The following is a 13,733-nucleotide window of genomic DNA, read 5'->3' as shown; positions in this document are numbered from 1 at the left end:
CCCATCAATCGACGGGCACTACAGCCGAAAACAGGAGCACCATCATGTCACCGAAAAAGATCCGCTCACCGGCCGCTCGACATCGCGTCCCGCCGGAGTACACGCCTCGATTGAGACTGAAGCCGAAGACCGAACGCGACGGATATATCGATGGCGCCTGGTGGCCCCGATCCGGCGAACTCACCGCCGAACTGCCAGATCTGCTGGCGGTCCTATCGGTGGGGCTCGGACCGGTCTGGCGGGTCGTCTACGACCCCGCGTGCTGGTCACGCGCACCCCAGCAAATGACCGTCGACAACCGCACGGTCCGGCTCGATCCCTATCGCTTCGAGCGGTGGAACACGATGTTCGTCTTCGGCCGCGACAGCGGCTTGATCGTGCTCCGCGTAATCCCGTCGGCCACCGCCGAGGACACCGCGCATGCGGCCCTGATGGCTGCCGTCAAACCCGAACCGGCGACCCTGGCCGCCAGTGGAATCGAGACCAGATCATGACTCACATCAAGGCGCACCGCCCGATAACCAATCACCGGGACATGACCGGAAACATCGGCCCGCCGCTACGCAACCTGCAACCGTTCCGGACACCCACCCGCACGCCACGCCTGCTGCTGCGCACAAGCGGCTCCCGTTCGGGACAGGTCGACGGTGCATGGTGGCCGTGGACGGCTAACCTCACCGCCGAACTGCACGATCTGATCAGCGTCCTCACCCCACGCCTCGGCTCGACCGTGCGAATCGGCTTCGCCTGGAACGCGGTCAGTCTCGCCCAACGCCGTATCGACCACGACGACGGCATCCGACTCTACGGGCCGGGCGCTGCCCAATCACAGGATGTCATGCATCTGGCAGGCGTCGGCGGAACTCATCTGGCCCTGCTGGTTATCCCCGCCGACACCCCGCCCGATCAAGCGAACAGTCTGATGCGGTCGGCGTCACGAACCGAGACGCCGCACCACCTCGGCACCCGGTCTGAGACCCAATAGCACTGGGGCACTGTCGATTACAGTCCGGCGTGTGAGAACAGTCCAGGCGAGCCGATGGCCTGTTGCGGTACCGGCTCGGCGGATTCGTTGCGATGTCCGCAATCTCGCACGACCCGCTCGAATAGAGCTAGGTAGGCATCGATCATGCGATCAGCTGTGAACCGTTCGAAGACGTCGTCCCGGCAGGCGGAACGGTCGAGCCGGCCGATATCCGATACGGCCGCGACCGCACCCGCGACATCGGCGACGAGGAATCCGGTGCGACCGTGGCGGACTATCTCCGGCATCGAGCCCAATGGTGTTGCGATGACCGGTGTCCCGGTGGCCATGGCTTCCACGACCGACAAACCGAACGGCTCGGCGAAACCGATCAAATGCAATAGTGCGCGGGCACCCCCGAGTAGCGCGTCCCGCTCTGCCGGACCGACCGGACCGAGGTAGGTCACATCGGTGCCGGTGAGGTGCGGTTCGACCGCCGAGCGGAAGTATTCCTCGTCTTGGATCACACCTGCGATCTTCAATGGCAGTCCGGCCTGCCGCGCCACCTCGATCGCCAGGTGCGTCCCTTTATCCGGATGAATTCTGCCCAGAAAGAGCAAATATTCGCCGTGCTCCGGCCGAAATGTGAACTGAGTGAGATCGATACCATGATGAATAGTCGCGGCATAGCGCAGATCCGGGTCGCGATCGGCATCGGTGATCGCCACAAAGTGGGCGATGTCACCGAATTCTCGATAAACCGGAACGATTTTCGGCGAGGCGAAGCCGTGAATCGTCGTCACCATCGGTGTGGATACCAGCCTGCTGTAAGTCAGCGGCATGAAGTCGAAATGGTTGGCGAGTATGTCGAATTCCCCGGCCCGCGCGAATGCCGCCGAATTATGCAGCGCTTCGAAGACTTTCGCATCCGCATCGACCGTCTCCTCGTATCCCGACGGTACGGCGGAGACCAGCCGTGCCGAGGTCGCGGAGTCCGCCGTTGCGAACAGTGTGACATCGTGCCCACGCGCGACAAACCCCTCGGCCAGCGTCGAGGCAATTTGCTCCCACGGGCCATAGTTTTTCGGAGGTGTACGGTGTGCGACCGACGCGATAACGCCGATTCTCATATAATCCTCGGTTACTGGCGGCAAGACCGCCGAGAGTCGCCCCAGATGTGGGCGAACATGATGCGGCGATCATATCACACTAATTTTCGCCGATCCGGGTGTTATCATCGAGACCTGGTTGCCGATCCCTCCGTGTCTTTTTCCCGGAGCGGATTCTCAAGCGCTTCAGCGCAACACGATCAGCCAATTGAGTGGCTGCAGACAGCGGCACCGTCGGCGCTGCCTCGAATCAGAAAGGCTGGCGCAGTGTCGGTTCGGTCCTATGGCGTTCTGAGTACCTATTCACCGACCCAGTGCGGGCTGGCGACCTTCACCGGTGCACTGGTCGATGCGTTGACCGCGCCGGGCGAAATCGGTTTCGTGTCGGTCGATTTCGGGCGCTGTCCAACCGTCGGCATTGTCGCCGTGGTCGACAGTCCGGATCCGGCACCGGCCCCTGAGGTGGCACATCAGTGGGAGCGCAGCGACCACCGCGGTGCCGCCGCCGCGGCCATCGCACTCAACCGCTTCGATATCGCGATCATCCAGCACGAATACGGCATCTACAGTGGGCGAGACGGCGTCGATATCCTCGAAATCGTTCGTGCCCTTCGGGTTCCGGCCATTGTCGTGCTGCATACAGTGCTGGTCACCCCGACACCACAGCAACGGATGATCCTCGAGCAGCTCGCTCGCAATTGCGCGGTCGTCGTCACCATGACGAACACGGCTCGCCGACGACTCATCGACCACTATGCGGTCGACCCGGCCAAGGTTCGGGTAATTCCGCACGGTGCCACCGACAATCGCTCCGGACAGCCCGGCGACCAACACCAGCCGATCTCCCGCACGCCGGTAATCCTGACCTGGGGACTACTCGGTGCGGGTAAAGGCATCGAATGGGGCATCGACGCGATGGCCCACCTCGCCGACTTGCGCCCGGCCGCACAGTATCGGGTGGTGGGACAGACACATCCGAGAGTGCTTGCGCGCCAGGGTGAGTCCTATCGCACCGGCCTCGTCGAGCGCGCCCAGCGCCGCGGCGTCGCCAACGCCGTGCACTTCGACGCCCGCTACCTGTCCAACATCGAGCTGTACCGGCTCATCAGACAGGCCGATGTGGTTCTGCTGCCCTACGATTCGCGTGAGCAGGTGACATCCGGCGTGCTGATCGAGGCGGTCGCGGCGGGCAAACCGGTGATATCGACCGCCTTCCCGCATGCTGAAGAACTGCTGTCGAGCGGCGCGGGCCTGCTTGTCGATCGAGAATCACCGACCGATATCGCCACCGCGCTGCGCCGCGTGATCACCGAACCCGGCCTCGCCGCGAGAATGGGCGCCGAAGCCGAACGCATCGCGCCCGAACTGTTTTGGACGTCGGTAGGCCGAAAGTATCGTGACCTTGCCGCGGAAACGCTGCGAGCCGATACGAAGCTGGCCACGGCATGAATACCATCAGCATCTCCTACGCGCACCTCTACCGACTCAGCGACGAGTGCGGCATCTTCGAACACTCGAAGTTCACCACGCCCCGCATCGAGAATGGTTACTGTGTCGACGATGTCGCGCGCGCACTCGTGGTGGCCGTTCGTGAGCCCGAGCCGACCGAACGACTACTCGAAAACACCGGCGTGTATCTGGACTTCATTATCGCGGCCCTGAACGAGGACGGAAGCTGCCACAATCGTCGGGGCACGGACCGGAGTTGGCAGGACGAACCGAGCCTCGAAGATCACTGGGGCCGTGCCCTGTGGGCTCTCGGCTCCGTCGTCGCCCGCCAACCCGACTTGGCGCAGATCGCGTTGGCGCACTTCACCCTCGGGGCGCACCGGCGGTCCCCATTTCCCCGGGCAATGGCCTTCGCCGCTCTCGGCGCCGCCGAGGTGCTGCGTGTCCAGCCGGGGAACACAGAAGCGCGCGAACTACTCGCCGACGCGGCCGCCCGGATCGGCCCGCCGACCCGCCGTCTCGACTGGCGCTGGCCCGAGCCGCGATTGCACTATGCCAACGCGGTGCTGGCCGAAGCGCTGCTCGCGGTCGGCACGCTGCTGCCCGGACAGGGCCGCGTCTTTGCCGATGGACTCGCGATGCTGCGCTGGTTACTCGAGATCGAAACCTCGGGTGATCACTTATCGGTCACCCCCGTCGACGGCTGGGCGACCGGCGAAACCCGGCCCGGCTTCGACCAGCAACCCATCGAGGTGGCGACCCTGGCGGACGCCTGCGCCCGCGCCTACGACGAAACCGGCGACCAGCGATGGAAGGATGCGGTACTGCTGTGTGAGGCGTGGTTCCGCGGCACGAACGACGTCGACACTCCCCTGATCGACCCGGTCAGCGGGGGCTGCTGCGACGGACTCGAGCACACCGGCCGAAACGAGAACCAGGGCGCCGAGTCGACGCTCGCGCTGATCTCCACGCAGCAACAGGCGCGCCGACTCACGCTGGCCGGGTAGTGGCCGACTCCACCAATCCCGCCGATCTCGTCCGGCGCAGTGCCGTGGTGCTGGTGCCGGATGCCCGCAGGGTATCGGCGAGGCTATTTCTGCCCGGCCAAGAGATTCTCGGACAAGGGATTTCACGCGCCGAGGCCATCATCGACCGCGTGCTTGCACTCACCGATGCGGACCTGCTGGCCAGCCTGGCTTCCGTGCGCCGTCGGTTCGGCGACCGCCACCGCGATATCGACGCGACATTCGCCACGCATGCGGCGCTCGTCGAACATCTGCTGCCACGGCGGGGGACCCTGACAACCGCGCGCAGGCAGCTCATCGGCGCGTACTTCACCCAGGAGTACGCGGTCGAAGCCGCGGCGCTGTTCAATCCGTCGATGGTCGCGCACCCGGACCAATCCGGCCTGGCGGCGGGCGAGCTGCGGTTCGTCATGAGCGTACGTGCGCTGGGCGAGGGGCACCTTTCGAGCATCGAATTCCGGACCGGCACAGTCGCACAACACGATTCGGTTCGCTTCGACAAGCCTTCGCCCTTTCTGGACACCGGCCGGGTCGCCGCCTCGGCGGCAGGCGACTACACCGTGAACTTCCCCGCCGATGCTCCGCTATCGGCGCGGGTGCTGCTTCCCGAGAGCCCCGACGAGAGCCGCGGCATCGAGGACGCGAGGCTGACCCGGTTCATCGAGCCGGATGGGACTGTCACCTACTACGGCACCTACACCGCCTTCGACGGCGCCCGCATCGCGCCACGGCTGTTGCGCACCAACGATTTCGGCACTTTCGTCAGCACTCGGCTGGCCGGGTCCGGCGCTGAAGACAAAGGGATGGCACTGTTTCCACGACGTGTCGACAACCGCTACCTGATGCTCTCGCGGTGGGACCGGGAAAACATCAGTGTGGTCAGCTCTTCCGACACCCGGGTGTGGCGTGCGCCGGTCACCGTCTATCGGCCAACGCACCCCTGGGAGCTGATCCAACTCGGCAACTGCGGTCCACCGATCGAGACACCCGACGGCTGGCTGGTGTTGACCCACGGCGTCGGTCCGATGCGCACGTACGGCATCGGCGCGATTCTGCTCGATCTCGACGACCCGACTCGACTCATCGGCGCACTCCGCGAGCCGCTGCTGACCGCGAACGAAGACGAACGCGACGGCTACGTGCCCAACGTGGTGTACTCATGCGGCGCGCTCGTCCACCGGAACACCCTGGTCCTGCCCTATGGCTGCGGCGACCGCGCCATCAGGTTCGCATTCGTCGACTTGTCCGCCCTGCGCCGACAGCTCATCGCTTAGACCCGGCGGCGCCGGGCGTTCTCGACGTGCACAGGGAGTTGGGGAAGTTCGTCAGTCCGCGCTCGACTTGCGGAAAAACAGGACGTTGTCGCCGTAGTCCGCTAGCGGAATAGCCAGGGCTGCTTGCCGGATCCCGCTGGCGGGCAGGTGGGTGAGTTTCGCGAACATATCGGTGTTGCCGAAGGCGGCACGCACTTGGGTTTCGGACGCGTAGTCCGCGCCGTAGTCGGCCAGGGCCGCGAAGTCCAAGGGCGCCAATGGTGTATCGAGCGGGGCTTGTCCGCTCGGGCGGCCGAGGGCGGCGTATTGGGTGGCCACACCGTCCTCGTATCGGCACAGCTCGTAGGACATTTTTTCATTCGCGGTAACGCTGATCACCGGCCAGCGCGCGGAAAGGTGCTGTGCCAGTGGGTGTTTGCCGACCGGAGCCATCTCCCAGTTCAAGCTCATGACGACAACCGAACCGCCGTATGGCTGTTCGATCAACACCACATCATCGCCCAGGGATTCGGCCGGATTCAGTTCGGGATCGAAGGTGTGCCAGTGGGTTTCGTGTGCGCCACGCACGGCCGAGCGGTCGACCTGGCGTACGCTATCGGCGGCGTAGGCCGCGATGATCGCGGCGCGGACCTGGGCAACGGCGTCGCGAGCGCTGCAGCGGACACTCAATGCGCCGAAGGTCGCACCGATCTCCACCGGCCGCGACGGGGGATCGGGTAGGGCACCCGCGGCCAGCGGCTTCAGGCCGACCAGTGCGAGCTTCCAGTTGATCTCCTCGATCGTGGCGAGATCTCCGGAGGTTTGGTACAGAATCTGCTGCTGCGTCAGATGTCCCGCGCGCTGCAAGGTCCGGGCCTCGAGTTTGGTGAGCGCGGTGAAGGTCTTATTCGTGAGATCGATATCCTCGATCCGGGTTTCGCGCAGCCGCGCCGTCATCTCCGGCGACGTCAGTGCCGCGTACCGCTCGCGGTACATCGCCACCGCCTGTTTGCGCTGGCGGCCGACCATCAGCGTGCGCAGCAGCATGTTCAGGCTGGCGAGATACTTCCCGGACTGATCCGGATTCGCAGCGAACAGCGCGCCGCGGATGCGCACGGCATCCTCGCTGGCGGCGACGGCGGCCTTCGGGTCGAGACGACACAACCAGACGCCGCATTTCGACAGCCCGTCCGCGCAGACCGCGGCCACCTGCGGATGCGTCCGCGACACCTGGCGATAGGTATGGCAGGCATTGCGGATGGTGCTCGCCGCGAGCTCGCGGTGACCGATGTGCCGAGTCGCCTGCTCGAAGACGCGCAGCGCATCCTGGACTTCGCCCGCGAACTCGGCGGTCACGCGACCGGCGGCGAGCCAGTGCAGTCGAATGCCGACGGACTCCTGCGATGGCGCCAGCGCCTCGGCCGTCCGGTCTCTGCCGGGGCCGTTCTTGGTTGCGACCAGGCCCTTTGCGAGGTCACACAGTGACGTGGCCAAACGCAATTCGTTCTCGACCGTCCGGTCGATGGCTGCCCGGCGATCCTCGGCTACCCGACGCTCGAGTGCACTCAGATCCATCGCGACCTCAACTCCCGCTTACCCTTCCGCGCCACGGTCGTCGAGCGGCCGCATTCTGCTCGACCGAGTTTGCCATAGAAATGGCCGGAATGAGCAGGCAATCCACCGGCGACCGCTGCTGCCGAGATCGTCCTGTTGACAGCTGCGGCGACCGCGGTCTCGGACGGTGTTGCTGTTCCGTGACGTTCGTGGGTTCAGCCGAGCAACCGGTGGTTCGCGAACCTGTCAGGGGTGGTTGCGCTCGGGTGGTCGTGTTCAGCCCTCGAGCAGCAATGTGACCGGTCCGTCGTTGACGAGTTCGACATGCATATGCGCGCCGAACCGTCCGGTGGCCACGGTTGCGCCGAGCTCGCGCAGCGCCTGGGCGAAGGTCTCGACCAGCGGTTCGGCGACAGCACCGGGTGCGGCGGCGGACCAGGACGGCCGGCGCCCCTTGGCGGTATCGGCGTAGAGGGTGAACTGGCTGACCACGAGAATGGGCGCATTCAGATCCGCGGCGGCGCGTTCCCCCTCCAGGATTCGCAATCGCCACAGCTTGTCCGCCAATGCCTTCGCGGTGCCTTCGGTGTCGTCATGCGTCACGCCGACCAGGGCGACCAGACCCTGCGGATTCGGTTCGATCCGGCCCACGGTCTGTCCGTCGACGGTCACTTGCGCGGCGGATACGCGCTGCACCAGTACTCGCATGCTGCGATCCTCGCACCCGGGTGTGGCTGCACCGGACTGCCCTCAGGTCTCGTCCGGGTCGTCCGGCTTCTCTGTTTCGATCGGGCGTGCCTCTTCGGTGTGTGATGACGCCAGCTCGCGCAAGATCGCCGGGTCGATCGCGAGGTTCTCCGTCGCAGCGAGATCCGTCGACGGGATCGGTGTATCACGAACTGCCAGAAAGGTATCGAGGAGCGCGAGGGCGTCGGCCGAGAGATCGGAACCAGCGGACGACAGTTCGTCCTGCAGGATTTCCAGCCCGGATGCCGCCTCGATACCGGGCGAGGTCGGATCGACCCGCCGCCATTGCACCGCGACCATCCACGACGGGTCACCACAGGCCCACGCCCAGATGACATCGCGAGCAACCGTGTGCCGCAAGGTATACACGCGAAAATGTTCCGACGCGGATCCGGCCCGGTGCTCGATTTCGTAGACCCACTCGTGGCGGCGCGTTCGGATATAGGTCCCGTCCGCGCGTGTGACGACCAGGAACGGGTCATCCGGGTCGGCGGCGGCGACCACGAAGTCGTCGAGTAGTGCGCGGGTGAGGTAGGGCAGTGACCGGCCATCGCCGACGGTTACGTGGACCTCGACCCGCCCGCGGGGGTCGTAGAGGTGGCCCGTCTCGACGTCGAGCACGGCGAGGTCGCGGTCCTTGGTGAGTTTCAGTACGGCGAGCAGGTGCTGGCCGCGGTTCGGTCCCCAGGTGCGCAGTACGGCTCCACGTGAATCCGCAGCCGCCGCAACGAATCCGACTGCGCCGCCGTTGCGGTCGATCTCAGCGATGAGGTCGTCGACGGCGGGTGGGTTCGCGCTGTTGTCCGGCGCGATGCACATCTGTCGGTACTGTTCCAGCGCGTCGAGCGCGGTATCGACCGTTTCGGCGGGTACCACCGCGAACTCGCAGGTCACCGCCAGGCTGGTCAGCAACGCCTCGAATTCCGGGGTCGGGCGCACCTCGACATTGTGATCGGGATCGACCTCGGTAATGGCAGCCAGGCTGATCTCTCCGTCTCGCCACCAGTAGACCGCCGGGCTGATGGGCCGCGGTTCGCTGCGGTAGGTATTGGCGGCCACCTTGCCCAGCAGGATCATCGCCGTCAGCGCGTTCGGTCCGACAATCGGGTGCGCGTAGACATTGCCCTCGTGCGAGACTACGAAAAGCGCTCCGTAGGTGCCGATTACCGGATAGTCGCCGAGCCAGTTCGAGTGGGCACTCGCGGAGTCCGAGCCGCTCAGAATGGCGAAATGCGCATCGTTGAAGTTCCGCCATTCGATCTGGAGCCGTCCGGCGGCGCGGGTGTTCGCCTCCGCCAGCTCGAAGAGTTCAGTGCTGTCGATCTGCCACTCGTCGAGCTGGTCGGTAGTGACGGCCTCCGCAGTGAGAAGTTGCTCGATCACCATCACCTGAATGATTCCCGGCGCGACGTAGCGGCCGACGATGTCGATGCCCGCAATGGTGTCCGACGACGCGAACCGTGTCCTGAGAAGTCCACGCACCGTGAGGAATTCGTCGGTAGCGAGTGAATCGGCGTAATCCGGATCCACTCGCGCCAGGAACGTCTCGACATGATCGGCGATGAGCCCGGGCCACTGCTCGAACGGTTGCTCGTTCAGCCTGCGCCGCAGGTTGTGCAACCACAGGAAATGCGGCCCGTCCCCGCGCGGGCCCACCAACCGCAGCTCGTCGGGTTCAGTTGCCCGGCACGAATACCCCATCTGCTCCGCCGCCACGGTCACCAGCGAAATCAACGGGTCCGAAGGCAAGTCGGCCACGATATCTCCTGAAATCGGCGTCCCTTCGACCCTAGGCGTCCCGACACACCCGTTGTCGCCGTCTGTGGGAGGTCCGCTTGATCGGCGGTGAGTTGCGTTACGGTCTTCCCAGCTGTGGGTGCGGTTCGCGGCGGTAGACTCGAGGTGTCGATAGGGTCGGCTCACGACGGGGTGATGGTTGCACAGAGCAACCGAAAGTCAGGGCGCTACACCAATTCTCTTAGAAGATACGGGGATATGACTAAGGGTTACGATGAGAGGCCGGCCACGCTGGCTCCTATCTTTCTAGCCAGTTTCGCGCTGTGGGTCGGTCGGAGCGTACGGGATGTGGTGAGTCCGTCGAGGGGCGGGCGGCAGGGGTTGGTCGTACCCGATCGGGATTTCCAACTCGAGGCTGTCTTCGATGAGCAGACTCCGGTCGTATTCCGTGGTGTCGCAACAACTTGGCCCGTATTCGAGGATTTTCAGCCGGAAGCGCTGCGTGAGAAGTATGGCGACCAGAAGGTCGCCGCGCTGACCAGTACGACCAATGTGTTCACGCAGGAAACATCGCCGGTAGAGGTGCTCGAATACCGCGATGTCATGGCAGCCGTCTTCGACGAGCCCAAGCCGGGCAAGAACTACTACTCGCGTGCCGCCGCGGACCCGCAGCCGCTGGCCGATCAGCTGCCCGCGCGCGTCGGCACCCGGCAGCAGAGTCCAGCGGCGAGCAGCGTGTGGATCGGCCAGCAGGGCAATCTGACACCGCTGCACAATGATCCATGGCACGGCCTGCTGATTCAGTTGCACGGCCGCAAGCGGGTCCGGCTGTTTCCGCCGAATGAGTACCGCAATGTGTACGGCCGGATTCCGCTGAAAGTTTCGGACCCCTACACCGGGCTGCCCGACGAGTTCGGCCCGGATGTGAGCAGCTTCGAGAAGCTGGGGGAGGCGTCCTTCTACGACGTGGTCCTCGAGACCGGTGACATCCTCTACATTCCGATGTTCTGGTGGCACCAGGTCGAATCCGTGGATCCGGCGATCTCGTATGTCGCGCGCTATAACCCGAGCTACTTCGAGTTCATGAAGGCGGCGTTCTTCCCGATGGCGGTGCGCGGTGTGCTGCGCATTGTCGACGGCATCGTGGGCAGGTTCCGCAAGCGCAAGTAGCGGCGAACCACGGTTGGTGGGCGCTGTAACTGGCGCGGCACTTGCCGTTCATGTTCGAGCTACGGATGAGTTGCCAAGCGCTGGCATCGTCGACTCAGAGAGTCCGATGGTGATGGGTGCGGGGAACCGCTGGAGCTCGAGGAGTGCGCGATGTCGGACAAGTTGAGGCACGACGCGGATCTGTTCGAGAAGGCCGCCGAGCGGACCAGCGCGGTTCGGGATCGGGTCAATAGCGTGCTGAGCACGTTGGATGCCGCGCTCGCCGGACGCGGTGCGCCGTGGGGGAACGACAAGCTGGGTCGCCAGTTCGCCGAAGGGCCAGACGGATACAAGGTCGCTCGCGAGAAGATGACCGGGAATATCAAGACCACGGCGACGAATTTCGACAACTTCTACACCGGTCAGACCAAGACCGCCGAGGAACTGCGGCGGATGGACCAGTCCAACGGCGACGGCTTCCGGTGAGTTGTTACCCATGACGAACGAATTCGCCAAGGCCGAGATGGCCGCGGTGCTCGATGAGGTCCAGCAACAGTTTCGGGCGATCGCGCAGGTACAGCAGCAGCGTGCCGAACTGACCGCCAGCGCTACCGTGCGCAAGCGGATCACGGTCACCGTGAATGCCGATGGCACCATCATCGAAACCAAATTCGCTTCCGGCATTGAGGAATTGAGCTACGGCGAGATCGCGAAGGCGGTGACCGAAGCGGCGCAGCGGGCGACCGCCGAGGTGTCGCGCAAGGCGCAGGAGTTGATGATGCCCCTGCACGATCGTCGCGCGCGACTACCCAAACTGTCGGATCTGATCGAGGGCATGCCCGACCTGAGCGCCGAAATGCCGAAGGCGCCGAAGGTTTCGCTCGCTCCGCCGAATTCCGAAGAGCGCCAACTAATTTCCGATAAAGACGGCGCGCAGATGGAATTCAGCAATGTCGAGGTCCTCTCGCGTCAATCGGCCACGGACCGCGGAGTCACCGATTCCAGCTGGTGACCGAGGGTGAACGCAGATGGCTGAGCTGCCGGGATATCTCAAATGGCTGGAATGGGTCGCCGGATCCGACTGGCCTGCGGGCGATCCCGACGGCATGTGGGGGTTAGCCGAGGACTGGCGTGCCGCGGCGACCGGACTGCGCGACATCCTGCCCGACATCCGTGATGCGAAAACGGCGTCGCTGAAGGCATATCAGGACGGCGACGGCATCGAGGCGATCATCGCCAACTTCGACAGTTATCTCGAAGGTCCGCAATCGCTCGAGATGCTGGCCCGCGATTTCGAGAAGCTGGCCGATTCGGCGACCAGCGTCGGCACTGAAATCGAATACGGCCAGCTCATGCTGATCACCTCCCTGGCGCTGCTGGCGGCCGAGATCGCGATCGCATGGATCTTTCCGCCGACCGCGCCCGCGGAGGAGGCGTTGGCGATTGCCGGAACGCGGGTGGCCATCCGGATTATCGCCAAGCGGATCATGGACAAGATCGTCGAAATCGTGGCCAAATTCCTCGGGCGTCGACTGGCGGAATTCCTGGTCCGCCACATCGCCATCGACACCGTCCTCGGCACCGTCCAGGACTGGGGAATTCAGCAATATCAGGTGAATTCGGGACATCGCAAGGAGGTCAACTGGGAACAAGTCGGCATCACCGCGATCAGTTCGGCGGTTGGCGCCGGTGTCGCGAGTCCGATCGGCGAGCGACTCGGCCATAAGCTGGCCGAAACGGAGATGAAGGCCTGGCTGCGCGGCCTCCTCACCGGCGCGACCGCGGGCACGGTGGGTGCCGTCGCCGGCTTCGGCGGCAGTGTCGGCGCGCAGTTCGCGTTCACCTGGGCAAAGTCCGGGCCGGAAGGCGGCTGGGACAAGGCCGTCGAAGGTCTGAAAGACACCGAATTCGACCTGCGTATGTTGACGGCGGGCGCTTCGAACGGCGCGATGTCCGGTGCGAATCGTGCGATGGCCGAGAAGTTCTATACAGATCGGCATCCAGATTGGTACCGGCCGAACGGTTCGCCGGTTGACCCGGATAGCTTGTCCCGCATCGGCTTTCGTCCTGACACCGGGCCGGGTGGGGTCGGTGATGGTGATGCCGGTGGGCGTGCGGCTGCCCCGGGAAGCGGGCAGACCGGGGAGGGGGCGCCGAACGCAGGGCAAACGGGGGAGCCTAGTCGTAGCAGTGGTGACGGTACGGCAGACGGGTCGACTGCGCATGCCGTGGACGACGGTTCGACGGCGAGAGCTGACGGCTCTTCGAATAGTTATGGTGCGGGCGATGATTCGGCGCATTCGCATGGTGCTGATGACGGTATGTCGAAGGCGGGGGCCGCCGGTGATGGTTCTGCGCGTGGGGGTGATGACGGTGCGACGGCGCGTGCCGGTGATGGCGGCGCGACCAGGCGTGCAGGGGACGATGGTGCGACGGCTCATGCCGGTGACGATGGCGCGATGGCGCGTGCGGGCGATGATGGCGGAACCGCGCATTCGGGTGATGGCGGTGCGATGGCTCATGCCGGTGATGGCGGCGCGACCGGGCATGCTGGGGACGATGGTGCGACAGCTTACGACGGTGCGACCGCGCGTGCGGGTGCCGATGGCGGGACGGCGCGTGCAGGTGATGACGGTGCGACGGCTCATGCCGGTGATGGCGGCGCGACCGGGCATGCGGGGGACGATGGTGCGACAGCTCACGACGGTGCGACCGCGCGTGCGGGTGCCGATGGCGGGACGGCGCG

The 13,733-nt window shown here is 64.9% G+C and carries 12 protein-coding genes and 1 pseudogene; 9 read left to right on the top strand and 4 right to left on the bottom strand.

The features are described 5' to 3' along the window. Positions 1-110 precede the first annotated feature (110 nt). Positions 111-494 carry a DUF5994 family protein gene (locus AB0J47_RS33415; RefSeq protein ID WP_364355409.1) on the top strand — a complete coding sequence of 128 codons (384 nt, stop codon included), beginning with the start codon at positions 111-113 and terminating at the stop codon, positions 492-494. Then, positions 491-985 (top strand): DUF5994 family protein, encoded by a 495-nt coding sequence (locus tag AB0J47_RS33410; protein WP_364355406.1) that lies wholly within the window; start codon positions 491-493, stop codon positions 983-985. The genes AB0J47_RS33415 and AB0J47_RS33410 overlap by 4 nt, the downstream gene beginning before the upstream one ends. Before the next feature lie 17 nt (positions 986-1,002). Here AB0J47_RS33410 and AB0J47_RS33405 read toward each other — a convergent pair whose 3' ends face one another. After that, the gene (locus AB0J47_RS33405; RefSeq protein ID WP_364355403.1) at positions 1,003-2,094 is read right to left on the bottom strand and encodes a glycosyltransferase family 4 protein; all 1,092 of its coding nucleotides are present in this window, start codon (positions 2,092-2,094) and stop codon (positions 1,003-1,005) included. 246 nt (positions 2,095-2,340) lie between these two features. Here AB0J47_RS33405 and AB0J47_RS33400 point away from each other — a divergent pair, with 246 nt between their 5' ends. The 3 genes from AB0J47_RS33400 to AB0J47_RS33390 are packed head-to-tail and all read left to right on the top strand — an operon-like array spanning position 2,341 to position 5,821. Further along, entirely contained in the window at positions 2,341-3,522 is a 1,182-nt protein-coding gene (locus tag AB0J47_RS33400) for a glycosyltransferase (RefSeq protein WP_364355400.1), read from the top strand. Further along, positions 3,519-4,529 carry a glycosyltransferase gene (locus AB0J47_RS33395; protein WP_364355397.1) on the top strand — a complete coding sequence of 337 codons (1,011 nt, stop codon included), beginning with the start codon at positions 3,519-3,521 and terminating at the stop codon, positions 4,527-4,529. The genes AB0J47_RS33400 and AB0J47_RS33395 overlap by 4 nt, the downstream gene beginning before the upstream one ends. Then, the gene (locus tag AB0J47_RS33390) at positions 4,529-5,821 is read left to right on the top strand and encodes a glycoside hydrolase family 130 protein (RefSeq protein ID WP_364355394.1); all 1,293 of its coding nucleotides are present in this window, start codon (positions 4,529-4,531) and stop codon (positions 5,819-5,821) included. Before AB0J47_RS33395 ends, AB0J47_RS33390 begins: the two co-directional genes overlap by 1 nt. A gap of 51 nt (positions 5,822-5,872) precedes the next feature. Here the strand turns inward: AB0J47_RS33390 and AB0J47_RS33385 are convergent, their stop codons facing one another. The 3 genes from AB0J47_RS33385 to AB0J47_RS33375 all read right to left on the bottom strand — a co-directional run bounded on the left by AB0J47_RS33385 (position 5,873) and on the right by AB0J47_RS33375 (position 9,859). Then, positions 5,873-7,375, bottom strand: a complete 1,503-nt coding sequence (locus tag AB0J47_RS33385) for a hypothetical protein (protein ID WP_364355391.1) — start codon at positions 7,373-7,375, stop codon at positions 5,873-5,875. 255 nt (positions 7,376-7,630) lie between these two features. Further along, positions 7,631-8,062: a D-aminoacyl-tRNA deacylase gene (dtd, locus tag AB0J47_RS33380; RefSeq protein ID WP_364355388.1), complete on the bottom strand. Its 432-nt coding sequence runs from the start codon at positions 8,060-8,062 to the stop codon at positions 7,631-7,633. 42 nt (positions 8,063-8,104) lie between these two features. Continuing rightward, positions 8,105-9,859, bottom strand: coding sequence for a hypothetical protein (locus AB0J47_RS33375; RefSeq protein WP_364355385.1), 1,755 nt, complete (start codon positions 9,857-9,859; stop codon positions 8,105-8,107). A gap of 237 nt (positions 9,860-10,096) precedes the next feature. Here AB0J47_RS33375 and AB0J47_RS33370 point away from each other — a divergent pair, with 237 nt between their 5' ends. The 4 genes and pseudogenes from AB0J47_RS33370 to AB0J47_RS33355 all read left to right on the top strand — a co-directional run. Further along, the gene (locus AB0J47_RS33370; RefSeq protein ID WP_364355382.1) at positions 10,097-11,008 is read left to right on the top strand and encodes a cupin-like domain-containing protein; all 912 of its coding nucleotides are present in this window, start codon (positions 10,097-10,099) and stop codon (positions 11,006-11,008) included. A 150-nt stretch (positions 11,009-11,158) separates the two neighbouring features. Then, on the top strand, positions 11,159-11,473 hold the full coding sequence (locus AB0J47_RS33365; protein WP_364355379.1) for a hypothetical protein: 315 nt from the start codon (positions 11,159-11,161) through the stop codon (positions 11,471-11,473). Between the two features lie 10 nt (positions 11,474-11,483). Continuing rightward, positions 11,484-11,999, top strand: coding sequence for a YbaB/EbfC family nucleoid-associated protein (locus AB0J47_RS33360; RefSeq protein ID WP_364355376.1), 516 nt, complete (start codon positions 11,484-11,486; stop codon positions 11,997-11,999). Positions 12,000-12,015: 16 nt separating this feature from the next. Beyond that, positions 12,016-13,733, top strand: a pseudogene (locus AB0J47_RS33355) (hypothetical protein); the annotation flags it as partial.

Source organism: Nocardia sp. NPDC049737, from assembly GCF_040674755.1.
Taxonomy (GTDB): Bacteria; Actinomycetota; Actinomycetes; order Mycobacteriales; family Mycobacteriaceae; genus Nocardia.
Note: the sequence above shows the minus strand (reverse complement) of the source record. Positions and strands in the feature narration are given on the sequence as shown.

Bases quoted from the DNA above. Each gene is read 5' to 3' on its own strand.
- dtd (WP_364355388.1), bottom strand. From the start codon at position 8,062: ATGCGAGTACTGGTGCAGCGCGTATCCGCCGCGCAAGTGACCGTCGAC.
- AB0J47_RS33360 (WP_364355376.1), top strand. From the start codon at position 11,484: ATGACGAACGAATTCGCCAAGGCCGAGATGGCCGCGGTGCTCGATGAG.
- AB0J47_RS33405 (WP_364355403.1), bottom strand. From the start codon at position 2,094: ATGAGAATCGGCGTTATCGCGTCGGTCGCACACCGTACACCTCCGAAA.
- AB0J47_RS33365 (WP_364355379.1), top strand. From the start codon at position 11,159: ATGTCGGACAAGTTGAGGCACGACGCGGATCTGTTCGAGAAGGCCGCC.
- AB0J47_RS33385 (WP_364355391.1), bottom strand. From the start codon at position 7,375: ATGGATCTGAGTGCACTCGAGCGTCGGGTAGCCGAGGATCGCCGGGCA.
- AB0J47_RS33410 (WP_364355406.1), top strand. From the start codon at position 491: ATGACTCACATCAAGGCGCACCGCCCGATAACCAATCACCGGGACATG.
- AB0J47_RS33395 (WP_364355397.1), top strand. From the start codon at position 3,519: ATGAATACCATCAGCATCTCCTACGCGCACCTCTACCGACTCAGCGAC.
- AB0J47_RS33370 (WP_364355382.1), top strand. From the start codon at position 10,097: ATGACTAAGGGTTACGATGAGAGGCCGGCCACGCTGGCTCCTATCTTT.